This is a genomic window from Trueperaceae bacterium, assembly GCA_036381035.1.
Taxonomy (GTDB): Bacteria; Deinococcota; Deinococci; order Deinococcales; family Trueperaceae; genus DASRWD01.
Genome location: DASVDQ010000099.1, coordinates 64069 through 88618 on the forward strand (window position 1 = coordinate 64069; position 24550 = coordinate 88618).

At 72.2% G+C, this 24550-nt stretch carries 19 protein-coding genes; 7 read left to right on the forward strand and 12 right to left on the reverse strand.

The genetic code is table 11. The annotated features are described in order from the left end of the window. Nucleotides 1–16: 16 nt before the first annotated feature. The 4 genes from VF202_11545 (at nt 17) to VF202_11560 (ending at nt 4105) form a co-directional block, all read left to right on the forward strand. Nucleotides 17–1372 carry an extracellular solute-binding protein gene (locus tag VF202_11545; protein HEX7040744.1) on the forward strand — a complete coding sequence of 452 codons (1356 nt, stop codon included), beginning with the start codon at nt 17–19 and terminating at the stop codon, nt 1370–1372. 164 nt (nt 1373–1536) lie between these two features. Further along, nucleotides 1537–2367 (forward strand): sugar ABC transporter permease, encoded by an 831-nt coding sequence (locus VF202_11550; protein ID HEX7040745.1) that lies wholly within the window; start codon nt 1537–1539, stop codon nt 2365–2367. Continuing rightward, complete coding sequence (locus VF202_11555; GenBank protein ID HEX7040746.1) at nt 2367–3245, forward strand: carbohydrate ABC transporter permease; 879 nt, start codon at nt 2367–2369, stop codon at nt 3243–3245. The genes VF202_11550 and VF202_11555 overlap by 1 nt, the downstream gene beginning before the upstream one ends. Further along, a complete protein-coding gene (locus tag VF202_11560; GenBank protein HEX7040747.1) occupies nt 3242–4105 on the forward strand; it encodes an HAD family hydrolase in 864 nt (287 codons plus the stop codon). The genes VF202_11555 and VF202_11560 overlap by 4 nt, the downstream gene beginning before the upstream one ends. Here VF202_11560 and nagB read toward each other — a convergent pair. The 10 genes from nagB to VF202_11610 all read right to left on the reverse strand — a co-directional run bounded on the left by nagB (nt 4042) and on the right by VF202_11610 (nt 16088). Next, nucleotides 4042–4884, reverse strand: coding sequence for a glucosamine-6-phosphate deaminase (gene nagB, locus VF202_11565; GenBank protein HEX7040748.1), 843 nt, complete (start codon nt 4882–4884; stop codon nt 4042–4044). The genes VF202_11560 and nagB overlap by 64 nt on opposite strands. 112 nt (nt 4885–4996) lie before the next feature. After that, on the reverse strand, nt 4997–5251 hold the full coding sequence (locus VF202_11570) for a hypothetical protein (GenBank protein HEX7040749.1): 255 nt from the start codon (nt 5249–5251) through the stop codon (nt 4997–4999). A gap of 155 nt (nt 5252–5406) precedes the next feature. Then, a complete protein-coding gene (locus VF202_11575; GenBank protein HEX7040750.1) occupies nt 5407–6480 on the reverse strand; it encodes an ABC transporter ATP-binding protein in 1074 nt (357 codons plus the stop codon). A gap of 17 nt (nt 6481–6497) precedes the next feature. After that, nucleotides 6498–8168: an iron ABC transporter permease gene (locus VF202_11580; GenBank protein ID HEX7040751.1), complete on the reverse strand. Its 1671-nt coding sequence runs from the start codon at nt 8166–8168 to the stop codon at nt 6498–6500. Between the two features lie 28 nt (nt 8169–8196). Beyond that, nucleotides 8197–9183 (reverse strand): ABC transporter substrate-binding protein, encoded by a 987-nt coding sequence (locus VF202_11585; GenBank protein ID HEX7040752.1) that lies wholly within the window; start codon nt 9181–9183, stop codon nt 8197–8199. A gap of 115 nt (nt 9184–9298) precedes the next feature. Further along, nucleotides 9299–9946: an HD domain-containing protein gene (locus VF202_11590; GenBank protein ID HEX7040753.1), complete on the reverse strand. Its 648-nt coding sequence runs from the start codon at nt 9944–9946 to the stop codon at nt 9299–9301. After that, nucleotides 9943–11301 (reverse strand): MFS transporter, encoded by a 1359-nt coding sequence (locus VF202_11595; GenBank protein HEX7040754.1) that lies wholly within the window; start codon nt 11299–11301, stop codon nt 9943–9945. The genes VF202_11590 and VF202_11595 overlap by 4 nt, the downstream gene beginning before the upstream one ends. Nucleotides 11302–11391: 90 nt before the next feature. Then, entirely contained in the window at nt 11392–13611 is a 2220-nt protein-coding gene (locus VF202_11600; protein ID HEX7040755.1) for an AAA family ATPase, read from the reverse strand. Nucleotides 13612–13618: 7 nt separating this feature from the next. Further along, complete coding sequence (locus VF202_11605) at nt 13619–14425, reverse strand: hypothetical protein (GenBank protein ID HEX7040756.1); 807 nt, start codon at nt 14423–14425, stop codon at nt 13619–13621. Nucleotides 14426–14441: 16 nt separating this feature from the next. Continuing rightward, complete coding sequence (locus tag VF202_11610; GenBank protein HEX7040757.1) at nt 14442–16088, reverse strand: PA0069 family radical SAM protein; 1647 nt, start codon at nt 16086–16088, stop codon at nt 14442–14444. Nucleotides 16089–16175: 87 nt separating this feature from the next. On the opposite strand from VF202_11610, the gene lepB reads away from it, so the two are divergent. Next, nucleotides 16176–17129: a signal peptidase I gene (gene lepB, locus VF202_11615; protein ID HEX7040758.1), complete on the forward strand. Its 954-nt coding sequence runs from the start codon at nt 16176–16178 to the stop codon at nt 17127–17129. Nucleotides 17130–17365: 236 nt separating this feature from the next. Continuing rightward, the gene (gene polA / locus VF202_11620; protein HEX7040759.1) at nt 17366–20143 is read left to right on the forward strand and encodes a DNA polymerase I; all 2778 of its coding nucleotides are present in this window, start codon (nt 17366–17368) and stop codon (nt 20141–20143) included. 82 nt (nt 20144–20225) lie between these two features. Here the strand turns inward: polA and VF202_11625 are convergent, their stop codons facing one another. Both VF202_11625 and VF202_11630 read right to left on the reverse strand, forming a co-directional pair. Next, a complete protein-coding gene (locus tag VF202_11625) occupies nt 20226–21260 on the reverse strand; it encodes a tetratricopeptide repeat protein (GenBank protein ID HEX7040760.1) in 1035 nt (344 codons plus the stop codon). Between the two features lie 126 nt (nt 21261–21386). After that, a complete protein-coding gene (locus VF202_11630) occupies nt 21387–23372 on the reverse strand; it encodes a bifunctional diguanylate cyclase/phosphodiesterase (protein ID HEX7040761.1) in 1986 nt (661 codons plus the stop codon). 323 nt (nt 23373–23695) lie between these two features. Here VF202_11630 and surE point away from each other — a divergent pair, with 323 nt between their 5' ends. Next, nucleotides 23696–24448 carry a 5'/3'-nucleotidase SurE gene (gene surE / locus VF202_11635; protein HEX7040762.1) on the forward strand — a complete coding sequence of 251 codons (753 nt, stop codon included), beginning with the start codon at nt 23696–23698 and terminating at the stop codon, nt 24446–24448. Nucleotides 24449–24550 lie beyond the last annotated feature (102 nt).

Below are 24550 nucleotides of genomic sequence, written 5' to 3' on the forward strand. Positions count from 1 at the left end.
CCACCAGGAGGTGCTGATGCGACGGTCCGCACTGAAGGTGCTCGCGGCGCTGCTGGCTCTCACGCCGGTGGCCGCTGCGCAGCCAGAGATCGAGCTCACGTGGTGGATCAACCCGTGGCGCATCGTCACGCCGGACCTGCCCGAGGGCCAGAGCCCCACGGGCGAGGAGTACGCCCGGTACATGAGCGAGCGCTTCATGGAGCTCCACCCCAACGTCACCGTCCACTACGAGCTGGTGCCCAACGCCGGTTTCGGCGAGAAGGTGACGACGGCGATCTTCGCCGGCAACCCGCCGGACGTCCTCAAGGACCTGGACTGGAACCCCGAGTGGGCGCGCGAGGGCCTGCTCGAGCCGATCGACCCCTACCTCACCGACGAGGACCGTCAGGACTTCCTGCCCTACGCCCTCGAGAAGGGCAACGTCGACGGCCAGCACTACATCTGGCCGTGGAACAACTCGAACAACGGCATGGGCTCGACGCTGCTCCTCAACACCGCCCTGTTCGAGGAGGCGGGCGTCGAGGTCCCGCCGCTGCCCGACCGCTCCTGGACGATCGACGAGTTCCTCGCCGCGGCGGAGAAGCTCACGATGGACCGCGACGGCGACGGCACGACCGACGTCTACGCGATCACCTTCGCCGCCCGCGACACCGAGAACATGCTGGCCTGGCTGATGCGCTTCGGCGCGAAGCTCATCAACGACGAGGGCACGGCGTTCGTCCTCAACTCCGAGGAGGGCGTGCGGGCGCTGCAGTTCATCGTCGACCTCATCTACGAGTACGGCTACGCGCCGCGCGGCGGCGAGGCCCTCGACGTGTACGGCACGATCGAGAACCTGCACAACGGCCGCGCCGCGATCGGCTACGGCGGCATCTACGAGATCGGGCGCATCGACCGCTACCTCAAGGAGGGGCGCATCGCCGACCCCATCGACGTCGTGATCGCGCCGTTCCCGCACGACCCCGAGGTCGGGCCCATCGCCTACCAGACCTCCGGCGGCTTCGTCGTCTTCAAGCAGGAGGACGACTACAAGCGCGAGATGGCGATGGAGTTCGCGCGGTTCCTGACGAGCAGAGAGAACATCAAGATGCTCGAGAGCCTGCTCTACATCACGGCGCGACGCTCCGCGAACGCCGAGCTCGACTTCGCGAACGTCGCCGACTACACCGACGACGTGCCCACCGAGGTGCAGGTCTACCAGGCCGCGATCGACCACGGCGTGCCCTACTTCGGGCCGTCCGACCTCGACATCTCGCCGGCGATGGAGTACTTCACCGCCGCCATGGAGGCCGCGCTCAGCCGCACCAAGACACCGCAGCAGGCCCTCGACGACTTCGTGAGGGAGGCCAACCGGGCCGTCTTCGGCAACTGACGGCGGGACCGGAGCCTTAGGTGTCCACCACTCAGGTGCCCGTCGGCACTCTCGGCGGGGACACGCGACCCCGGGCGCAAGCCCGGGGTCGCGCCGCCGGGCGGCCGCGAGGCGGCGGAGGCGGGCGCGCCCCCGGGTCGGGCGGGCTCTGGGGGGCCGCTTTCGTGGCGCCCCAGACGCTCCTCTTCGCGGCGTTCTTCCTCGTCCCGGTCGTGATCGCGTTCGCCCTGGCCTTCATGGAGGTCCGGCCGACCCGCATGACGTGGGTGGGGCTCGAGAACTTCGAGCGCGTCCTGGCCGACCCGCTCTTCGGGCGGGCGCTGATCAACACCAGCCTGTTCACGGCCGTCGTCGTGGTGTTCTGGCTGGGCAAGGCCCTGCTGATCGCCTACCTGCTCGACCCCATGAACGGCACGCTGCAGACGTTCTTCAAGTCGGCGTTCTACCTGCCGGCGGTGACCTCGAGCATCATCATCTCGCTGATCTGGCTCTGGATATTCAACCCGACTTTCGGCCTGCTCAACGCCTTCGTCGGCCTCTTCGGCGTCGAGCCGGTCGCCTGGCTGGGCAACACGGGCACGGCGCTGCCCTCGCTGATGGTCATGCAGGTCGTGATGGGGGGCGGCTCGAGCATCGTCCTACTGTCCGCGGCGCTGGCGCGCATACCGCGCGACCTCTACGAGGTGGCGCTCATCGACGGCGCCAGGCGTCCGACGATCTTCGCCAAGGTGATCCTGCCCCTGATCCGTCCGACGCTCCTCTACCTGGTGGTGACGGGAACCATCAACACGTTCCAGGTCTTCGACTCCGTCTACGTCATGACGCAGGGCGGGCCGCAGTTCGCGACCACGACGGTCGTCTACCGCATCTACCAGGAGGCGTTCCAGCGCTTCGACCTCGGCCTGGCCTCGGCGATGGCCATCGTCCTCTTCCTCATCACGCTGGTGCTGGCGGCGGTGCAGTTCAGGCTGCTCGGCCAGAACGTGGAGTACTGATGGCCGCCGGCCTCGCGCGACGCGACCCGTTCCTCCGCGACCCCTCGCACCCGGTCAAGCCGACGCCCGCGGGCGCCGTCGCGATACTCGTGACGCTCGTGGTGCTGTCGCTGGCCGCGCTGGTGCCGCTCTACTGGATGTTCGCCACGTCGCTGACCCCCTCGGCGATGACGGTGCGCTTCCCGCCCGAGCTGGTCCCCTCCGACCTGACCCTCGACAACTACCGGGCCGTCCTGCGGCAGCCGAACTTCTGGCGGTGGGTGCAGAACTCGCTGGTCCAGTCGCTGGCCGTGACCGCCGTCGTGGTGACGACGGCCTCGATGGCCGGCTACGCGCTCGCCAAGCTGCCGTTCCCCGGCTCGCGGGCGCTGTTCTGGCTGTTCATCGTGTCGATGATGCTGCCGTTCGAGGCGATCCTGGTGCCGCTGTTCCTCGTCGTCACGCGCCTCGGCCTCGTCGACACCTACCTGGGACTGCTGCTGCCGCTGATGGCGGCGCCCTTCTCGATCTTCCTGATGAAGCAGTTCATCCAGACGCTGCCCAGCGAGCTCATCGACGCCGCCCGCGTCGACGGCGCCAGCGAGCCGCGCATCTACTGGGACGTCGTGCTGCCGCTGGTGCGGCCCGGGCTGGCCTTCCTCGGCATCATCACGTTCGTCGCGCAGTGGAACTCGTTCGTGTGGCCCCTGGTGGTGACCCGCTCGAGCGAGATGCGCACGCTGCAGGTGGGACTGGTCCTGATCAGGGAGCAGGAGCCGCTGTTCTTCGGCCTGCAGATGGCCGCGGCGATGATGGCGGCGATACCCGTGATCGTCGTGTTCTTCGCCTTCCAGCGCTACTTCCTGCGCGGCGTGACCGTGGGGGCCCTCAAGGGATGACGGAGGCCATCGGCGGTCCGCGAGCCCGCCTCGGCGCCGACCGTCCGCCCGCGGTCGGCTTCGACCTGGACGGCGTGCTGATACGCAACCCGTTCGAGACCTGCGTCCTGGCGCGCCTGGCCGCGCTCCTGAAGGCCACGCCCGGCCTCAAGGACCTGGGCGAGGAGGAGGCCACGCGTGCCGTACGGCGGCGCGTGTCCGGCGGCTGGCAGCGGCGCATGGACGCCGGCGACCTCGTGGGGGCCTACGACTGGGACGCGATCTACCGCGAGGTCGCCGCCGAGCTGGGCGGCGCCCCGGAGCTGGCGGGCGGCATCGACGTCGCCCGCTGGGTCGAGGAGTGCTGCTGCCAGGACGGGCACATCGCCGCGCTGCCCGGCGCGCGGGAGGCCCTGGCCGGGCTGGCGGCGCTCGGCGCGCGGCTCGTCGTCGTCACGAACGGCTTCGCCGCCTACCAGGAGCCGGTCCTCGACGCGCTCGGCCTGCTGCCGTACTTCGAGGCGGTCCTGACCCCGGAGCGGACCGGCGCCGCGAAGCCCCAGCCCGGCATCTTCATGGCGGCCGGTCCGCTCGACCTCTTCGTCGGCGACACGCTGGTGCACGACGTGCTCGGCGCGCGCTCGGCGGGCGTGGCGGCGGCGTGGCTGCATCCCCGCCTGCCGCCGGAGCTGGAGCGCCTCTCGCCGCGCGAGCGGGCACTCCACCCGCTGCTGCCCGGCGTGGTCGAGCGCTCCCTGGGGGCCTCGCCGCACGCGCGCTTCCACCCCGAGGCCGACGCCAGGAGCTGCCGGCCGGACTACGTCCTCGCGCGAGTCGACGAGGTCGTGGACGTGGTGGCCGGCGACGCCGCGCGGCGGTAGGGCGCCCAGGCCGGGTCGTGCTCGAACTCCCACCTGTAGTGGTCGCGCCCCGCGAGACTGGCCGCCGCCGCCTCGTCGACGATCACGACGCAGTGCGGGTGCAGCTGCAGGGCCGTCGCGCTGATCATCGAGGTGATCGGCCCCTCCGTGGCGCGGGCCAGCACGTCGGCCTTGCGCTCGCCCGTCACGACCATCAGCAGCTCGCGCGCCTCGAGGATCGTGCCCACGCCCATCGTCAGCGCGCGCTCGGGCACGCTGGCCGGGTCGCCGCCGAACAGGGGGGCGTTCTGCTCGCGCGTCGTGGGCGTGAGCGCGATGTGCCGCGTGCGCGACATCAGGGCTGACAGCGGCTCGTTGAAGCCGATGTGCCCGGTGCGGCCCAGACCCAGGAGCTGGAGGTCGATGCCGCCCGCCAGCTCGATCGCGGCCTCGTAGGCGCGGGCCTCGGCGTCCAGGTCCTCGGCGACGCCGTCGGGCAGGTGGACGTTCTCGGGCCGCAGGTCGACGTGGTCGAACAGGTGCCGGCGCATGTAGTAGTGGTACGAGCGCTCGTCGTCGGGCTCGAGGCCGACGTACTCGTCGAGGTTGAACGTCGTGGCCCGCGCGAAGCTGAGGCCCTCATCGCGGTGCAGGCGCACGAGCTCGGCGTATATGCCCTCCATGGTCGCGCCCGTCGCGCACCCCAGCACCAGGTCGGGCTTGGCCCTGAGCCGGTCGGCGACGATCCGGGCGGCCAGACGCTCGGCGTCGCGCGCGGTGGGCAGGATTACGATCTCCATCGGGCCATCCTAGCCGGGCGGCGCGCCGCGGCGGCGGCCGGCCGGCGCGTCCCGTGCTCGCTCGGCAGGGACATCGGTCGGCCGCCGCGGCGGCCTCCGCGGCGCCGGCGCCTCAGCGCAGCAGCAGCGGGTCGCTCTTGCGCGGGGCGGCCCTGACGCGCGCCTCCAGCTCGCGCGCCTTGTCGAGCGCGCGCTCGGCAGCGGTCCTGTCGCCCGCGAGGAGCACCTCCTCGACAGTGCGGTGGAGGGCGAAGAGCTCCATCTCGAACGCCTGCATCAGGCCCTTCTCCTCGGCGAGGCCGCGGATCTGCTCCACGGCGGACCTGAGCTGCGCCTTCAGGTAGAAGGGGACGTCGTCTCGGCGCATCGGCGTCATGCTCGCCCGGCGGCTATGTCGGGAATGTCACAGGGGAACGCTGACCTCATCCACGGAGCTCCTCCTGAGTCGGCTCTCGGCGACCACCCGCAGGGCTGCGGCTCGAGGCACCGCCGGCGCCCATCCTAACCCCGTGGCCCGGGGCGTCACGGCGCCGGGGCGGGCGGCAGGGGGTGTAGGGGGCCCGTCGTGACCGTCACCTCCTCGCCGACCGCGAACATGCCGCGCTCCGCCGGGTTCGCCTCGTGGGCCACGACGGTATCGCCCGACGGGAGGGTGACGTGGTACTCGGCGTGGTCGCCGAGGAAGGCCGCGCGGGCGATCCTCCCGCGCGCACCGGGCCCGTCGCGCCGCAGCGCCACGGCCTCCGGCCGCACGACGAGCTCGACGCGGCGACCCGGGCCCACGGGAGCGTCCGAGCTGAGCGGCAGGCGGGCGCCGGCGACGTCGACGGTGCGGGCGTCCACCACCTCGCCGGTCAGGAAGTTCGCCTTGCCGATGAAGTCGGCGACGAACCTGCTGTTGGGACGGGAGTAGAGCTCGCGCGGCGGCGCCACCTGCACGATGCGCCCGCGGTTCATGACGACGACGAGGTCGGACAGCGCCATCGCCTCGGCCTGGTCGTGGGTGACGTAGACGCTCGTCACGCCCAGGCGCTGCTGCAGCTCCCGCACCTCGATGCGCATCTGCTCGCGCAGCTTGGCGTCGAGGTTCGAGAGCGGCTCGTCGAACAGGAGCACTTGCGGCTCGAGGACTATGCACCGCGCCAGCGCCACACGCTGCTGCTGACCGCCCGAGAGCTGGCTGGGCGCGCGCCGCTCCAGGCCGGCGAGGCCGACGAGCTCGAGCACCTCGCCGACGCGCTCCCGCACCCGCGCCTCGGGCACGCGCGCCATGCGCAGGCCGAACGCGACGTTCTCGAACACGTCGAGGTGGGGGAAGATCGCGTAGGACTGGAAGACCATGGCCGTGTCCCTGACGTTCGGGGCCAGCCCGTCCACGCGCCTGTCGCCGAAGTGGATCTCGCCGCGCGTAGGCTCCTCGAAGCCGGCTATCAGGCGCAGCAGCGTGGTCTTGCCGCAGCCCGAGGGGCCCAGGAGGGTGAGCATCGCCCCCTTCTCGACCTCGAGGCTCACGTCGTCGACGGCCACGACGACGTCCCCGCCGTCGTGACCAGGGAACTCCTTGCGCAGGCCCACCAACCTCAGGTCGACTGCCACGTCCTTGAGCCCGCCTCCTAGAACCGCACGGTGGCGGCGGCCTCCGCCCGCCTGCCGACGAGCGCGCCGATGACGCCCACGGCGACGAGCACGATGCCGAGCAGGACGATGCTGAACGCCGCGGCCACGCCGAGCCTACCCGAGCCGACCTGGTTGAGGATCTGCACGGTCATCAGGTTCCAGTTCGCGGACACGAGGAAGATCGCCGCGCTGATCGCCGTCATCGCGCGCACGAACGCGAACACCAGCCCGGAGAAGAAGGCGGGTGCGATCAGCGGCAGCGTCACCCTCCTGAAGGTCGTCACGCCGTCGGCCCCGAGGTTCTGGGCGGCCTCCTCGATAGAGGGGTCGATCTGCCGCAGCACGGCGATGCCGTTCTGGATGCCGACGGGGACGTAGCGGAACACGAAGTTGAGGACGAGGATCGCCAGCGTGCCCGTCAGGACCAGGGGCGGGGCGTTGAAGGCCAGGATGTAGCCGATCCCCACCACCGTGCCGGGCACGGCGAAGTTCAGGATCGAGAGGAACTCCATCGGGCGCCTGCCGGGGAACGCGCGCCTCACGACGAGGAAGGCGATGAGCATGCCCAGCAGGCCGGAGACCGGCGTCGAGGTCACGGCGATGACCACCGTGTCCTTGACGGTGTCCCAGCCGACGTCGAAGACGTAGCGGAAGTGCCTCAGCGTGGGCGTGTAGTCGAAGCCCCACACGGCCGTCGTGGCGCCCACGAGGATCACGGCGTAGAAGGCCACGACGACGAGGGCGAAGAGCAGCACGCCGGCGTAGAGCAGCCACCTGCCGGCGGCGCTCACGGCCTTCGTGGTCGAGGAGGTCGGCTTGCCCGTGACCGTGACGTACTGGCGTCTGCCGATGTAGTAGCGCTGGATCGCGAAGGCGGTCAGGGAAGGGACGAGCAGGACGACGGCGAGCATCGCCCCGCGCGGCAGGTTGAACGAGCCGGTGATCTCGAGGTAGGCCTGCGGCGCGAGCATCGGGAAGGCCGCGCCGGCGAGGACGAGGGGGTTGCCGAAGTCGGCCATCGACTCGATGAACACGACCAGGAACGCGCTGGCCACTCCCGGCAGCGACAGCGGCAGCACGACCCGCCGGAAGACCTGCCAGCGCGACGCGCCGACGTTCATGGCCGCGTCCTCGAGCGTGGGGTCGATGCCGGCCAGCACGCCCCGCAGGCTCAGGTAGGCGATGGGCGCGAACGTGAATACCTGCGAGGCGACCACGCCCCAGAAGCCGTAGATGCTGAAGTCCCGCAGTCCGAGCAGGTGCCGCGTGACGAGGCCGTTGAACCCGAACAGGAAGAGGATCGAGATGGCGCCGGAGAAGGGCGGCGACACTATCGGCAGGATCGTGAGGTTGTGCAGCACGCGCTTCAGCGGCACGTCGGTGCGCGACAGCGTGAACGCGACGACGTAGCCGATCACCACGCTGAGCGCGCCCACGAGGGTCGCCACGCCCACGCTGTTGCGGAGGGCGTTGCGGTAGAGGCGCCGCTCGGCCAGGAGCCGGTAGTTGTCGAGGCCGAGCCCGTCAGGCGTGGCGAGGCTCTGCCTCAGCACCAGCACCAGCGGGTAGAGGACGAAGACGAGCAGGGCCGCCACGATCAGCGCCACGAGCCCCAGCAGCAGGGGGTCGCGGGCGAGGAGCCTCAGCTCCCTGGCGGCCCTGCGCACGCCCTTCAGCGGCTCTGGGCGGCCGCCGTCACTGGCCCAGTACCTCCTCGACCCAGCGGTCGATGAGGCGCTGACGCTCGGAGGCGGCCTCCTCGGGGTCGAAGCTGACTAGCTCGATGGTGTCGAGCGGGGGCACGCCCTCGCCGGCGCTGACGTCCGGCCGGATGGGCATGAAGTAGGTCTGCTGCTCCGACAGCGCCTCCTGGCCCGCCGGCGAGGTGACCCAGTCGGCCAGCGCGCGGGCGTTCTCGAGGTTGCGCGCGCCCTGGAGTATCGACATGGCCGCGACCTCGTAGCCCACGCCCTCCTCGGGGAAGACGACCTCGACGGGGAAGCCCTCGTCGATGAGCCGCAGGAAGCCAGGCGAGAACTGGATGGCCACCGCCGTCTCGCCGACGCCCAGGGCGCCGGACGGCGCCGTGCCCGACTGCGTGTAGGTCTGGACGTTCGCGTCGAGCTGGCGCATGTAGTCGAAGGCGGCGTCCTCGCCCATGATCTCGCGCAGCGTGAGCACCAGGTTGTAGGCGGTGCCGGAGGACTGCGGCGACGGCATCTGGATCAGGCCGGCGTAGGCGGGGTCGAGCAGGTCCTGCCACGACCGCGGCACGTCGACGCCGCGCTCCTCCAGGATGTCGGTGCGCACGCCGACGGCCATCGGGTTCATGTAGATCGCGTGCCAGAAGCCCTCGGGGTCCTTGAACTGGTCGGGCAGCGCGTCGGCCTCCTGCACCCTGTAGGCCTGGGTCAGCCCCCGCTCCTTGGCGACGATGTGGTTCTCGCTCGGCGCGCCGAACCAGACGTCGGCCTGCGGGCGCGCCCGCTCGGCCTCGATGCGCGAGAGCGCCGGGCCGGAAGAGAGGAACACCATCTGGACCTCGATGCCCGTGTCGGCGGTGAAGGCGTCGAGGAGCTTGCGGGCGTTCTCCTCGTCGACGCTGCTGTAGACGACGAGCCCCTGGGCGGACGCCACGCCGAGCAGCGCGACCGCGCAGGCCAATAGCGCTCTCCGAAGCATGCTGCCTCCGTTCGGGCCCGCAGCGCGGGCCTGTGCTGACGCCCCATCGTAGCCGCGTCCGCGCGCTCGGCGCGCGGGACGCCGGTCCCCGCCGGCGCCCGCCGGGCGCGCAGCGCTAGCGGCCCCTCGCCGCGCGGTAGCGCCGCTCGACGGCGGTGAACAGGCGCCGGCCCAGCGGCGTGCCGAGCCGCTGCGCGGCGCTGGCGAAGAACTCGTCGAGGTGCGTGTGGCCGCCGGCCGACGGCACCGGGACCGTCGGGTCGTAGCGGCCCCACTCCTCGTAGGCGAGCGCCTGGAGGCACATGTCGAGGATGTTCATGTCGCGCACGAAGAGCGCCTCGGCCGAAGCGCGCTCCTCGTACTCGAGCCACAGCTCGCGCAGCTCGGCGGCCTCCGGCGGCACCAACGACGCGATCGCCGCGCGCTCGGCCGCCGCCTTCTCCGCGTCGCTGACGCGTCGGTCGGCGGCGTCGGCGCGGTTGGCGAAGTCGCCCGTCACGGCCTCCGCCAGGTCGTGGGCCAAGGCGATGGCGACGGCGCGGTCGCGGTCCACCCCGGTGTCGGCGGCGTAGAGGAGGCAGAGGAGGGCCGTGCCGAAGCTGTGGTCGGCCACCGACTCGGGCGCGACGATCCCGTGCATCGCCCAGCCCGCGCGCTCGACGTCCTTGAGCCGCAGGGCCGCGAGGGCCAGGTCGAGCCGCGGCTCCCCCGTGGTCTCGTCGCTCCCGGCCTCGCGCGTCCCCCCGCGCTGGCCGCCGCTCACCGGGGCACGCCGCCGTCGGCGCCCTCGGGCACCGACATGTCGTCGAGGAGCAGGCTCTCGGGCACGCCCGTCGGCCCCGCCGACGCGTCCGCGGCCTGCGCGTCGCGCTGCAGGCGCCCGATGGCCGCGTAGGCGGTGCAGGCGCCCAGCGTGACCATGCCGGCCACCCACAGCGCCAGACGCGGCGAGGTGGCGCTGGCGAGCCAACCGAGGGGCCCTGATGCGACGGCGATGCCGAGCGAGAAGACGAGGGAGTGCACGCTCAGCATCGACGAGCGCCGCGACGACGGCACGGCCTTGTGCAGCAGCGTGTCGTGCGGGACGTTGCTGGCGGCGAGGGCGAGGTAGGCGACGCCCAGCCCGGTCGCCAGCGAGCCGGCGCCGCCCGCCATGGCGAACAGCAGCATCGCGGCGCCCCGCACGAACATGGCGGCGCCGGCGAGCGCGGCGCTGCCGCCGGGGAAGCCGTGCCCGTAGCGCATGACCGCGAGGCTGCCCGTGAGCACGGCCACGCCGGCGAGGGTGCCGAGGACCGCGAAGGCCTGGCTGTCCTCGGCAGCGGCGCCGAAGACGGTGGCGGCGATGGGCTGCCAGAACGTCTCCACGCTGACCATGGCCAGGCCCCCGGCCGCCGCCGCGAGGAGCAGCCAGCGGATCACGGGCTCGTCGCGCGACAGGCGCAGGGCGCCCGCCAGCACGCCGGGGACGGCCCGCACGCCCTCCCGCAGGACGGCGGCGTCGACGCGCGGGCGCTCCGGCTCGCGCACGAGCGCCGCGGTCGCGAGCCACACGAGCGCCCGCATCGCGACGCCGGCGAAGAGCGCGACCCCGAAACCCGAGAGCGGCCAGGGCAGGTCGAGGGGGGCGGCGAGGCTGGGCAGTAGGCCGCCGACCGCCGAGCCGACCAGCATCCCGCCGGCCTGGGCCACGTCCACGACCGCCAGGTGCCGCTGGAGCGGCACGTCGGGGTCGAGGCGGTTGAGCTCGTCGACGAACCAGGCGTCCATGGCGCCCGAGTGCAGGGCCGAGCCGACCGCCTGGAGCACCGCGTAGACGAGGGCCGTGACGGGCCCGGTGACGAACAGCAGTACGCCGAAGGAGGCGAGGGTGAAGAGCTGCGAGGCCAGCGCCACGGGCCGGCGGCCGATCGCGTCGGCGAGCCCGCCGGTGGGCAGCTCGAGCATGACGACGAGCAGCGCCCGCACCGTGAACGCCAGGCCGACCAGGGCGAGGTCGAGGCCGCGTCCCGTCATGTGCAGGATCAGGACGGGCATCGGCAGGGCGATGGCGAGTTCGAGGGAGCCGGCCAGCGCGGCGTACCGCCAAGTCAGCGCCCTGGCTCTACCGGGCTTCAAGACGTAGTCCCCCCACCTCTCACCGGCGCGCCGCCGGCACCCCCAGGAGCGTGCGATACGTGGCGCGATGATAACAGAGGGCCACGGCGGCTACCCACGGGACGCGGACAGGAAGCAGTAGGTCGCCTCCCACGGCGTCTCCGCGTCGGCGAGCTGGGCGAGGAAGGCGCGCCTGACCCGCTCGACGTCGTCGGGGCCGAGGCGCCTCGCCAGGTGGTCGGCGTAGCTGGGCCGCCCCGCGCCCGGCTCGAACCAGCCCTCGACGGTGCGGCGCGGGAGGGTCTCGCGGGTCGTGAAGCGCCTGCGCTCGAGCCGCGCGCCGCGCAGGCCGGCCTCCTCGGCCGCGGCGACGAGGGAATCGTCGTCGATCCGCTCGCCCGCGTAGACCGCTTCCTCGGCCTCCGCCACCGCCTCCGCCAGCTCCGGGTCGCCGAGGTCGACGAGCCTGTGGAGACGCTGCGCGGCGCCGCGGTCCAGCTCGGCCAGCACCAGGCGGCCGCCCGGGGCGAGCAGGTCGGCGGCCTGCGCGAGGACGCCGGCGACGTCGCCTGAGGCGGCCAGGACCCCGCGTCCGACGACGACGTCGAAGGCCGGCGGCTCCGACCCCCGGCGCCGCGCCTCGTCGGCGACGCGCGCCGCGGCCGCCCGCGGGTCCCCGACCACGACGACGGGCCTCTGCGGCTCGGGCAGCGAAGCCGACGCCTCGGCCAGCGCCGCGGCGTCCCTCTCCGACGCCGCCAGCGCCCAGACCTGCCCGTCGGGGGCGCGCCGCAGCGCCTCCCAGGTGAGGAGGCCGCTGCCGGCGGCGAGGTCGAGCACGACGTCGTCCTTGCGCACGCCGGCCAGCGCGAAGAGGTGGTCGCGCACCGCCGCCAGGCGCTCGCCGGCCCGGGAGACCGTGCGCTCGAGCCAGCGCTCGGCCTGGCGCTCGGGCAGCGGACGCCGCGGCGCCCCTCCCGGAGCGGCCGCGCGCTCCTCGGGCTCGAGCATGGCGGCGAGCTGCGCCTCGCGGCGCCGCATGACCTCGTCGCGCACGGCGGCCTCGTAGCCGCTGCGGGTCGGCTGGTAGAAGACCTTGCCCTGCAGCGCGTCGGGCAGGTACTGCTGCGCGACCCAGTGGTCGCGGTACGCGTGCGGGTAGAGGTAGCCCTGGCCGTGCCCCAGCCCCTCGGCGTCGCGGTTCGCGTCCTTGAGGTGGTCGGGCACCTCGGCCTCGCGCTCGCGCTCGACGGCGGCGAGCGCGTCGAAGAACCCCAAGGTCGAGTTGCTCTTCGGCGCGGTGGCCAGGTAGATCGTCGCCTGGGCGAGGTGGAACCTCCCCTCTGGCAGGCCCACGTAGTCGAGGGCCTGCGCCGCCGCGGCGACGACGCCGAGCGCCCGCGGGTCGGCCATCCCCACGTCCTCGCTGGCGAGGATCAGCAGGCGGCGCATGATGAACCGCGGGTCCTCGCCGGCGTAGACCATCTTCGCCAGCCAGTAGAGGGCCGCGTCGGGGTCGGAGCCGCGCACGCTCTTGATGAAGGCGCTGATCGTGTCGAAGTGCGCGTCGCCCTCCTTGTCGTAGAGGACGGCGCGCCGCTGGATCGACTCCTCGGCCACCTCCCTGGTGACCCTGATGACGCCGTCGTCGCCGGGCGGCGTGGTCTCGACCGCCAGCTCGAGGGCGTTGAGCAGGGCCCGCGCGTCCCCGTTCGCGACGTTCACGAGGTGGTCGAGCGCGTCGTCATCGAGCGCGACGTCGAGGCGCCCGTAGCCGCGCTCCGGGTCGGTGAGCGCCTGGTGCGCCACCTGGCGCAGGTGGTCCTCGGTGAGGGGCGTCAGCTCGAAGACGCGGCTCCGGGAGAGCAGCGCCTTGTTGACCTCGAAGTACGGGTTCTCGGTGGTGGCGCCGATGAGCACGACCGTGCCGTTCTCGACCCACGGCAGCAGGGCGTCCTGCTGGGCCTTGTTGAACCTGTGGACCTCGTCGACGAAGAGGATCGTGCGGCGGCCGGCCTCGCGGGTGGCCTGAGCGCGGGTCACCGCCTCGCGTATGTCCTTCACGCCGGCGAGCACGGCGTTGATCGCGAGGAAGTCGGCCCTCGTCGTGTTGGCGATGACGCGCGCCAGCGTCGTCTTGCCCGTCCCGGGCGGCCCGTAGAAGATCACCGAGCTGAGCTGGTCGGCCTGTATCGCGCGCCTGAGCAGGCGGCCGGGGCCGACGATGCGCTCCTGGCCGACGAACTCGTCCAGCGTGCGCGGCCGCATGCGCGCCGCCAGCGGCTCGCGCGTCTCGCCGGAGAACAGGCCTGACTGTCGGGGCGCCGTCATGACGCTCTCAGCGCTTGTAGTACGTCTCCAGCGTGAGGGTGTAGGCGCCGGCCTCGCCGGCGAAGTAGGTGCTGGCGGCGATGACGTACGCGCCCGGCTGGAGGAGGGCCACGAGCATGGAGTCCGTCGAGTACCCGTCGTCGTCGTTCTCCGCGACGACAGCGCCCGTCGCGTCGTAGAGGGTCAGGTAGGCGTCGAGCTCCTGCGATGACATCGCGGCCAGCAGCAGCGTCTCCTCAGCGACCTCGAAGGAGAAGAACTCGGCGCCGCCGCCCGCGCCGTGCGGCAGCGGCGGCATCTCGGCCGTGATCGCCGACTCCAGGGTCGTGGGGAGCGTCAGCCCGCGCGCCTCGCCCGGCCCGCCGGCGACGGACAGGCGTGTGACCGTGTACTGGCCGAGGTCGTAGTCCGACCAGCCGCTGACGACGACCACGTAGAGGCCGCCGGTCTCGGCCACGAAGCTCACCGACGCCACGCCGAAGTCCTGCCCGTAGTCGGCGAACGCGACGAGGTTGCCGGCCGCGTCGAACACGCTGAGCACCGGCGAGAAGACGTCCGAGACGACCCTCACCGTCTGCGCCTCGCCGGCCCGCGCCCTGAGGGCGTAGAGGTCGAGGCGGCTGCCGTCCTTGAAGTTCTGGCCGTCGGTGGCGTCGAGCTCCCCGACTACCTCGTCGCCCGACAGCAGCTCCGCGAGCTGGGAGGCGTAGTAGTTCGGGGTCACGAGGGGCCGCTGCGCGAGGCCGGCCGCCGCGGTCGACACGACCGCGATGACCAGCGCCGCGCGCCTGAGGACGTGCGTCGGCGTGGGCACGTCTCAGCCTACCCGCTCACGGACCGAAGAGCGAGGGCTGCTCCGAGTCGCCCGGGCGCCTGAAGTGCGAGGTGTCGAGCGCGGGGTAGCGCTCGCGCTCCAGGCCGAGCCGCGAGGCGACGAGGTGGAACAGCTCCCGCACCTGCTCGGCCATGGCGCCGTGCCCGCGCATGCGCCTGAAGAACGCGGCGTCGGAGAGCGAGCCGTCGTGCGCCTCGCGCACGCGGTTCAGCACCTTCTCCTTGCGCAGGGGGTAGTTCGACTCGAGCCACTCGGTGAAGATGTCGGCCACGGGGCCGGGCAACCGCAGGACCGTGTAGCCGGCGTAGGTGGCGCCGGCCTCGGCCGCCGCGGCGAGGATGTCGGGCACCTCGTGGTCGGTCAGCCCCGGGATGATCGGCGCCACGTTCACGCCCACCGGTATGCCGGCGTCGGCCAGCTCGCGCACCGCGCGCAGCCGGTTCGCGGCCGTGCTGGTCCGCGGCTCGAGGCGCGAGCGCAGCGTCTCGTCCAGCGTCGTCACGGAGAGGAAGACGTTCACGCCGTTCCAGGCGGCCATCTCGGCGAGCACGTCGATGTCGCGCGTCACCAGCGCGTTCTTCGTGATGATGCCCACGGGGTTGCGGTAGCGGGCTAGCACCTGCAGGACGGCCCGCGTGATGCCGAGCCTGCGCTCGACGGGCTGGTACGGGTCGGTGACCCCCGACATGGCCAGCACCGTGGGCTGCCAGCTCGGCGAGCGCAGGCGCTCCTCGACGAGCCTGGGAGCGTCGCGCTTGACGAGGATCACGCGCTCGAAGTCGAGGCCGGCCGAGAGGCCGAGGAACTCGTGGGTGGGGCGGGCGTAGCAGTTGTGGGCCACCACGCCGTTGGCGATGAAATCGCCGGTGCCCGTCGTGATGTCGTACAGCACCTGGCCGTCGTTCAGCCGCTCGACCACCGCCACTCGCAGGTCCGCGCTCGACCTCAGCGCGGTGCCTCCCCCTCCAGCGGTCCGTTCGTTTGTGTAGTGGCCCAAGGGGCCATCGCCGCGGACGACCCCCGACAGGTATCCGATAGCGTAGTCGTCGTCGGGCTCCACGGCAGCGCCATGTTCGCCCCACCCGACGAGGTTGTTCGCGGTGGTGAGCGTGGGCCGGCGCTCGCCGTCGGGGCTGGCCACGTGCTTCCAGCCGCGCTCGGTGAGGAACAGGTGGTCGGCGCTGGCGACGATCTCCGTGCCGTCCCGCAGCTTGACCGCGAAGGCGGGCTTGAAGGTCGTCCACTTGTCGCGCACCACGGTTGGCACCAGGCGGCGGTAGTGCCCCCGCCTAGCCGTCCCGAGTATCGCGTCGCCGACCTCGACGTCGGCGAGCGGCTTGCTGCTGCCGTCGGCCATGAGGATGAGGGTGTCGCCGCTCAGGCAGTAGCTGCAGCCGTGCTCGCAGCCGCGGTAGGGGTTGACGCTGAAGTCGAAGCCGACGTCGGGGCTCGAGTTGCTGGCGACCGCCGAGCGGGAGGTGTCGTCGAGGTAGCGCGTGCGCACGCGCAGGTCGCCCTCGGTGACCTCCTCGGGGTCGAGCTCGACCTCGAGCTGCGTGTAGCGGTTCACCGTGTTGAGCCGCGCGCCCCTGCCCCTGTGAGCGAACGGGTCGGCCGGACGGGAGCCGTCGTCGCCTGTCATGCCTCAGATACTAAGGTATGGCGCGTGTCGGCGTTACGGCGGCTGCCACACCGCCGCCGCGCGGTTCGCGGGTTAACCTGTCCCGTCATGCCCGATACCAGCACGCCGCCCGAAGCGGTGAGGACCAGGGTGCGTCCCGCGGCGCGGGCGGCCGCCGAGCCCACCACGTGGCGGGGCAAGCTCTGGCGCGAGGTCAGGGGCTACGCCGAGGCCCTGGCCATCGCCTACCTCGTCGTGACCTTCGTCTTCACCACGGTCGGCGTCGTGGGCAGCTCGATGGAGCCGAACCTCGACGGCGGGCAGGGCAGGGGGAACCTGCTCCGCTCGCTCCTCACCGGCGACCGCGTGTTCATCCCCAAGTTCGACACGTGGCTGAGGCGCGCGGGCGTCCTGGGCGAGTTCGAGCGCGGCGCCGTGGTCGTGCTGCGCGAGCCGGCGAACGCCCCCACGGCGCTGGAGACGGGCCGGCGCAGCTTCTACATAAAGCGCGTGATCGCGCAGCCCGGAGACAGGGTCCGCATCGAGCGCGGCCAGGTCTACGTCAACGACTACCCCGTCGACCAGGGCTTCATCACCGACAGCGGCGAGATATACGTGGCTCCCGTCGACTTCCCCAGGGTCATCGTCGAGGACGGCGAGGTCGCGGCGTTCGTCGCGGACTTCCAGATGTCGGCGAACGGCAACTGGCTGCCGCGCCTGGGCGGCGACAACGCCTACGACGTCGACGATCCGCGCGTCCAGCTCTTCTACGGGCGCGTCGTCGACAACGTCGAGGTGCCCGAGGGGACCCCCGAGGGCGTGCCTGTCGTGCTCGACCTCGTGGTGCCGGAGGGCACCTACTTCGTCATGGGCGACAACCGCACGCCTAGCGGCAGCGAGGACTCGCGCTACTTCGGGCCCATCGACGCGATCACGATCGCCGGGCGCGCGACGGCCGTGATCTGGCCGCCGCGCCGCGACGGCGAGTGGAACTGGCGGCTGCTGCCCGCGCCGGAGGCGTTCGACGCCGTGCCGGACGCGCCCGCCAGCGCCAGCCGCTAGCCCGTTCCGTCACCCCGACCCGACGCCCGCGGCCGGACCCTTCGGCCCCGGCAGGAGGGCCGCGTCGGCGCCGGGTCGGGCCCCAGGCCGACCTCCGGCGCACCGGGACGCCGCGCCGGGGCGCGCGCCGGCCCGGTGGTAGAATCGGTGGTCGCCCATAGCCCTGGCGGGGCCCGGGTGCCCCGCAGCGCCGCGGGAGCCGCCCTGGCGGGGGAGGCGACGCGAGAGGGACGAGGGTGAAGACCTTCTACGTCATCGACGGCCACGCGCAGCTCTTCCGCGCCTACTACGCGCCGTTCCGCGACCTCACCGGCCCCAACGGCGAGCCGGTGAAGGCCGTCTACGTGTTCACCCAGCTCCTCATCAACCTCCTCAGGAACGTCAGGCCCGACTACCTCGCGATCGCCTTCGACGTCAGCGACTCGACCACGCTGCGCAAGGGCGACTTCGCCGACTACAAGGCCAACCGCGACCACGCGCCCGACGACCTGCACAGCCAGTACGCGCGCATCAGGCAGGTCGTCGAGGCGATGGGCATCAAGGTCTACGAGATGGAGGGTCACGAGGCCGACGACGTGATCGCCACGATCGCCGAGCGCCTCAAGGGCGAGGACGTCGAGCTGCGGATCGGCAGCAAGGACAAGGACCTCCACCAGATCCTCTCCGACAAGGTCAAGCTGTGGGACCCTTCGAGCGGCGAGCTGCTCGGCCCGCGCGAGCTCCTCGAGACGCGCGGCTACACGCCGGAGCAGTCCGTCGAGGTCCAGACGCTGACGGGCGACAGCACCGACAACATCCCCGGCGCCAAGGGCGTGGGCACGAAGACGGCGGCGAAGCTCGTCGCCAAGTACGGCTCGGCCGACGCCGTCATGGAGCACCTCGACGAGCTGACGCCGAAGCTGCGCGAGAACCTGGCGGAGCACCGCGAGAACATGCACCTCACACGGCGCCTGGTGACGCTCGAGCGCGACGTGCCCATCGACTTCTCCCTCGAGGACTGCGTGACCCCGCGCCCCACGCGCCGCGACCTGCGCGAGCTGTTCGAGGAGCTGGGCTTCCGCTCGTTCCTCGACCAGCTCGACTTCGCCGGGCCCGACGCGGTGGCGGCGGCCACCGAGGCGGCGCCGTCGGACGTCGAGGGCGCGGGCATGGAGACCGACTACCGCGTCGTGAACACGCCAGAGGCCTTCGAGGCGTTCGTCGCCGAGCTGGAGAAGCAGGAGGCGTTCGCGCTCGACACCGAGACGACCGCCCTCAGGGCCGTCGACGCCGAGATCGTCGGCTACGTGTTCTCGTGGCAGGCCGGCACCGGCTGGTACGTCCCCGTGCGGGGCGAGCACGGCGAGACGCTCGACCCCGACACGGTCGCGGCGCGGCTGAAGCCGGTCCTCGAGAACGAGTCGACGCTGAAGGTCGGGCAGAACCTCAAGTACGACATCATCGCGCTGTCCCGCGCCGGCATCGAGCTGAAGGGCCCGCTCTTCGACACGATGGTCGCGGCCGCGCTGCTCTACCCGGGGCGCCGCACCTACAACATGGACGACCTGGCGCGCGACCTGCTGGGCGTGAAGACGACGCCGATCACCGACCTGATCGGCAAGGGCAAGGACCAGCTCAGCATGCTGCAGGTCCCCCTCGATCAGATCGCCGCCTACGCCGCCGAGGACGCCGACATCACCTGGCGCCTCTACGAGCGCCTCGCCAAGGGCATCGACGCCGAGCCCGTGAACGGGCATGACGCCAACGGCCGCTCGCGCGCCGCGGGCAACGACGGCGCCACGCTCAAGCAGCTCTTCACCGAGGTCGAGATGCCCCTGGTGCGCGTGCTCTCAGACATGGAGCGGGAGGGCGTGAGCCTCGACGCCGGCATGCTCACGGCCTACGCCGAGACGATCAAGGGCCGCATCGAGGAGCTGAAGGCGCGGATGGTCGAGGTGGTCGGGCAGGAGTTCAACCCCGACTCGCCGAAGCAGCTCGCCGAGGTGCTCTTCGACAGGCTCGGCATGCGCGTGGTCAAGACCACGAAGACGGGCCGCTCGACCGACGCCGAGGTCCTCGAGACCTTGGCGGCCGAGACCGACCACCCGCTGCTGCCGCTGCTGCTCGAGTACCGCGAGCTGAACAAGATCCTCGGCACCTACCTCCTCCCGCTGCCGGGGTACCTGAGCCCGGTCACCGGGAGGCTGCACGCCTCGTTCCACCAGACCGGCGCGGCCACCGGGCGCCTGTCGTCGTCCGACCCGAACATCCAGAACATCCCCATCCGCACGGCGGCGGGGCGCGAGATCAGGCGCGCGTTCCGCGCCCGCGACGAGGACAGCGTCCTCATCACCGCCGACTACTCGCAGGTGGAGCTGCGGATGCTGGCGCACTTCTCCGACGACGCCGAGCTGGTCAAGGCGTTCAAGGAGGGGCAGGACATCCACGCCTTCGTGGCCTCGCAGGTGTTCGGCGTGCCGATCGAGGAGGTCACGCCGGACCAGAGGCGCATCGCCAAGACCGTGAACTTCGGCATCGTCTACGGGCAGACCTCGTTCGGGCTGGCGCGCACGCTCCGCATACCGCGCGGCGACGCGCAGCGCTTCATCGACGAGTACAAGGAGCGCTACGCGGGGCTGGACCGCTTCCTCAAGACCTGCGTCGAGGAGGCCGAGGACCTCGGCTACGTCACGACGATCCTCGGTCGCCGCCGCGAGATCCCCGAGATCAGGTCGCGCAACCGCAACCAGCGGTTCCTCGGGGAGCGCTTGGCCATCAACTCCGTGATCCAGGGCAGCGCCGCCGACCTCATCAAGGTCGCGATGGTCAAGCTGCGGGAGCGCCTGCAGACCGACTGCCAGGGCGCCAAGCTGCTGATCCAGGTGCACGACGAGCTGGTGCTCGAGGCGCCGCGCGACGTCTCGGAAGCGGTGGTGAGGGCCACCGTCGAGACGATGACCGGGGCGCTGCCGCTGCGCGTCCCGCTGAAGGTCGACGCCTCCGTCGGCACGAACTGGCTCGAGGTCAAGGCCTAGCCGGAAGCGAGGAGGTCGAGGCCCGAGCGAGCCGCTCGCCGCCCCGACCTCCCGCCCTCACGCTGGGGCCTTGATAGACCGGTCAGTCTCCCTCGGCGTCGTCCTCCGCGCCGGCGTTCCCGTCGTCGCCCGCGTCGTCACCGGCGCCGGGCAGCGCGTCCTCGCCCTCCGGGGCCGCGGGCGGCGCCTCCAGCTCGGGCGCGCCCTCGGCCGGCTCGCCGCCGCCCTGCATCAGGCGGGCGGACTCGCGCGCGAACCACTGGTAGGCCGGCTCGCCGGGCGCGAGGGCGACGGCGCGCTCGTAGGCCACGTTCGCGTCGGCGTAGAGCCCCTGCTCGAAGTAGACCCGGCCCAGCCAGGCCCACGCCTCGGCGTAGTCGGCGTTCCGCGCCGTGGCGGCGGCGAAGCTGTTGCGGGCGCGCGTCAGGTCGCCGCTCTCGTAGGCCGTGACGCCGGCGTAGAACGAGTTCGCCGCGTCGACGCCCCAGCGGGCCTGCGCCTGCGCCAGCTCGAGGAAGTACTCGGCGCCGGGCGAGTCGGGGTCGAGCTCCAGCACGGTCCGCCACGCGGCCACGGCCGGCTCGGGCATGCGCAGCTCGAGGAGGATCCGGCCCAGCCACCGGTGCGCCTCCACGTTGTCCGGCTGGACCTCGACGATGTCCTCGTAGCGCTCAGCGGCCAGCTCGCGGTCGCCGACCTGGTAGGCGGCGAAGGCGTACTCGTTCGCGGAGCGGGCGAACAGCTCGGCGTCCTCGCCCTCTAGCTCGCCGCCGGCGTCCAGGTAGTCGCGCCACGCCTGCACGGCCGGCCCGTGCCAGTTCGACAGGCTGTAGGCCCTGGCGAGGAAGCGCAGGGGCTCGGGGTGCCCGGGGGCGAGGTCGATGGCCGTGCGCCCCTCGGCGAACGCCTGCCGCCACAGCGGGCGGTCGGGGTACTGGGCCTCATAGGTGCTCAGGGCCTCCTCGACGAGAGCCTCGCCGCGCTCCAGCGCCTCGGCGGCGTTCTCCGGCAGCTCCTGGGCGCCGGCCATGGAGAGCGCCGTCGCCACGGCGACCAGCAGCATCAGCTCGCGCACCGCTAGACCTGCCCGTCGCAGGACGTGTGAGCCATGGGTCATGGTGCACCTCCGTGCGGAGCGCGCGTCCGCGTCGAGCGGAAAGAGACGCGCGCTCACCCTCATGAGCGAGCCTATCGCGCGCGCATTAGAAGCCCGCGTAGCGCGGGAGTCAGGCGCGACCGGCGTTCAGTTGGGGCTGCGCGGCGTGTCGACCGGCAGCGGAGGCAGCAGGCGGGCGCTGGCGCGCGAGTTGCGCGGCGGGACGATGTTCTCGCAGGCGGTGGGCCGGGAGAACAGGTAGCCCTGGCCGAAGCGCACGCCCTGCTGGATCAGCCAGGTGCGCTGGCTCTCGGTCTCGATCCCCTCCGCCACGAACGGGATCCCTATGCCCTTGGTGAAGACCTTGACCGCCCTCAGCAGGTACTCGTCCTTGTGCGACCGGCCGATGCCCCGCGTGAAGCTGGCGTCGACCTTGAGGAAGGAGATCGGCAGGCGGTCGAGCGTGGAGAGCGACGAGTAGCCGCGGCCGAAGTCGTCGAGCGCGACGCCGACGCCGGTCTCCCGCAGGCTGCGCAGCACGCCCGCGCTCGCCTCGAAGTCGTCGAGCGCGGTGCGCTCGGTGACCTCCAGCACGAGCAGCTCGGCGGGCGCGCCGGTCTCGGCCAGCAGCTCCTCGATGTAGGCGGGCAGGCTCGGGTCGGAGAGCGTCTGCGCCGCCATGTTCACGGTGACCAGCACGTTCGCGCCCAGGCGCGACCAGGAGGCGAGCTGCGCCATGGCCTCGCGCAGGGTCCAGCGGTCGAGGCCGTCGATGAAGCCGCCGCGCTCCGCCATCTCGATGAACGTGGCGGGCGCGATGGGCCCGCGCGTCGGGTGGTCCCAGCGCGTGAGGGCCTCGAGCCCGAGGATCTCGCCCGTCGGCAGGTAGCAGATCGGCTGGTAGACGACGGAGAGCTCCTCGCGCTCGATCGCCGAGCGCAGGTCGGTCTCGAGGTAGAGGCTGTGCCTCCCGGCGTCGCTGTCGCGGCGGTAGAAGGCGACGGCGCGCCGTGCCCGCTTCGCCCGCTCCAGGGCCCGCTCGGCGCGCTGCAGCAGCCCGTCGAGCTCGGCCGCGTCGCGGGGGAACAGCGCCACGCCCGCGCTGGCCTCGAGCCTGATCTCGCGGCCCGAGGTGTGGAACGGGCTGGCGATCGCGCCGACGGCGCGCTGCGCCGCGGCCCGCGCGGCGCTCTCGTCCGCCATGGGCATCAGCACCGCGAAGTCGTCGCTGCCGAGGCGGGCGACGTAGTCGTTGCCGCGCGCCGAGGCGCGGAGGCGGTCGGCCAGGTCGCGCAGGAGCCTGTCGCCCTGCGCCCGGCCCAGCGCCTCGTTCACGAGCTTGAACCTGTCGACGTCGATGAGCACGAGGCCGCCGCCGCGGCCCGAGCGCCTGCTGTCGCCGAGCACCACGCGGGCGGCCGAGCGCAGGTAGTCGAGGTTCGGCAGCGCCGTCACGGGGTCGAAGAACGAGCGGCGCGCCAGACGCGTGGCGAAGAACGCCGTGAGGACCACCAAGGCCACCGAGAGGGCGACGACGGCGACGACGATCAGCCAGCGCGCCAGCGCCATGTCGGCGGCGATGGGCCCCAGGTCCTGCGTGATCTCCAGCACCCCGGCCGGCTCGCCAGAGCGGTGCGCGAGAGGGATCAGCACGGAGTAGTAGCGCGCCGCCTCGGTGCCGGCCAGCTGGGCCAGCGGCGCCCTCATGGGGATGAGGCGCGTCTCGCGCTCGCCGCCCAAGGCGGTGAGGAAGGCGGGGTCGCGCGGCACGCGCGTGCCGATCTCGGACCTGGTCCGGGCGTAGACGACGCGTCCCGACTGGTCGTAGACGTGCACGCTGCGCGTGTTGGGGTTGCGCCCCACGACGGTGTCGAAGTACTGCCACGCCGCCAGGGAGTTGGCGGGGTCTGCGAAGACGATCAGGGCGTCGCCCGTGGAGGAGGCGGCCAGCCCGCTCTGCCGCAGCACGGCGGTGGCGTTCGCGGCCACCTCGGTGGAGCTCGCCTGGGCGACGTGCTCGGTCACCCGGCGCGCGACGAAGTTGCCGGCCGTCCACGCGAGCGCCAGGGTGGGTAGGAGGACGAGGACGCTGGCGGTCACGAGGAACCGGCGCACGGGGTCCGCCTTGAGCACGCGATGCCACTCGGTGCCGCGCGGTGGCCGTATTGCGGTGGAGGATGAAGGAGGTGTCGGGCTCGGTCCGCTTCGTGCCGGCTGAGATGGAGCCGACATCCCGGCAATCTTCGCATCCGTTGCATGAAGATGCGGTGAGGGACGAGCCAAGGATCGCTGAAAGACGCGTGAGCCCCGCCAGGCGCCCGTGAGCCGCGGTCGTCGAGACCCGCTGGACACGACGAGTAGCAGCCCACGCCGGGGAGGCCGGCTGCGGCGCTATGATGGCTGACCCGCAGCGCCTCCCGACGCTGTCCCGGGCACACGACATGGAGTTGAAGCGCATGCGGATCTTGGTGAGCAACGACGACGGCATCTTCAGCCCCGGCATCAGGGCGCTGGCGAAGGTCGCCGCGGAGTTCGGTCAGGTGAGGATCGTGGCGCCCGACGTCGAGCAGTCGGCGATGAGCCACGCGATCACCGTCAGGCGGCCGCTGCACTACACGAAGACGACGATCGAGGACGGCCTGGAGGGCTACCGGGTCGACGGCACGCCCGCCGACTGCGTGGCCCTCGGCACGCACCATTGGGAGGAGGTCGACCTCGTCCTCACGGGGATCAACCTCGGGCACAACCTCGGCCACAACATCTGGCACTCCGGCACCGTCGCGGCGGCCAAGCAGGCGGCGTTCCTGGGGATCAGGGCCATAGCCTTCAGCGCGCGCTACAGCGACGAGCCGCCCGACTACGACCGCTTCGCCCCCTACGTGCGGCAGGTGATCGAGCGGGTCAACGGCGCCACCGGACCGCTGCTCCTCAACGTGAACTTCCCCGACGAGCCCAAGGGCGTGCTGTGGACGAGGCAGTCCGTGCGCCACTACGAGGGCTTCGTGATCCCCGGCGAGGACCCGATGGGCCGGCGGCACTACTGGTTCGCCGAGGAGCCGCGCGACAAGCTCGAGGAGGGGACGGACCGCTGGGCGGTCGAGAACGGCTACGTCTCGATAACCCCGCTCCGTCTCGACCTGACCGACGAGCTCGAGCTGCGCCGCGCCAGGGCGACCGACCCGGAGGCCGCGACCGCGGCGGCGGAGTGACCCGCGGGCCCCGCCCCGGGCGCGCTCGGGACGCCGTCGCGGCCGGGGCGGGGCCGGGCCGCGACGGGACCGCGAAGCCGCTAGCCGGGCGCTTGCGGCGCC

Bases quoted from the DNA above. Each gene is read 5' to 3' on its own strand.
- VF202_11585 (HEX7040752.1), bottom strand. From the start codon at position 9,183: ATGCTTCGGAGAGCGCTATTGGCCTGCGCGGTCGCGCTGCTCGGCGTG.
- VF202_11545 (HEX7040744.1), top strand. From the start codon at position 17: ATGCGACGGTCCGCACTGAAGGTGCTCGCGGCGCTGCTGGCTCTCACG.
- VF202_11555 (HEX7040746.1), top strand. From the start codon at position 2,367: ATGGCCGCCGGCCTCGCGCGACGCGACCCGTTCCTCCGCGACCCCTCG.
- VF202_11560 (HEX7040747.1), top strand. From the start codon at position 3,242: ATGACGGAGGCCATCGGCGGTCCGCGAGCCCGCCTCGGCGCCGACCGT.
- surE (HEX7040762.1), top strand. From the start codon at position 23,696: ATGCGGATCTTGGTGAGCAACGACGACGGCATCTTCAGCCCCGGCATC.
- lepB (HEX7040758.1), top strand. From the start codon at position 16,176: ATGCCCGATACCAGCACGCCGCCCGAAGCGGTGAGGACCAGGGTGCGT.
- VF202_11625 (HEX7040760.1), bottom strand. From the start codon at position 21,260: ATGACCCATGGCTCACACGTCCTGCGACGGGCAGGTCTAGCGGTGCGC.
- nagB (HEX7040748.1), bottom strand. From the start codon at position 4,884: ATGGAGATCGTAATCCTGCCCACCGCGCGCGACGCCGAGCGTCTGGCC.
- VF202_11610 (HEX7040757.1), bottom strand. From the start codon at position 16,088: ATGACAGGCGACGACGGCTCCCGTCCGGCCGACCCGTTCGCTCACAGG.
- VF202_11570 (HEX7040749.1), bottom strand. From the start codon at position 5,251: ATGCGCCGAGACGACGTCCCCTTCTACCTGAAGGCGCAGCTCAGGTCC.
- VF202_11600 (HEX7040755.1), bottom strand. From the start codon at position 13,611: ATGACGGCGCCCCGACAGTCAGGCCTGTTCTCCGGCGAGACGCGCGAG.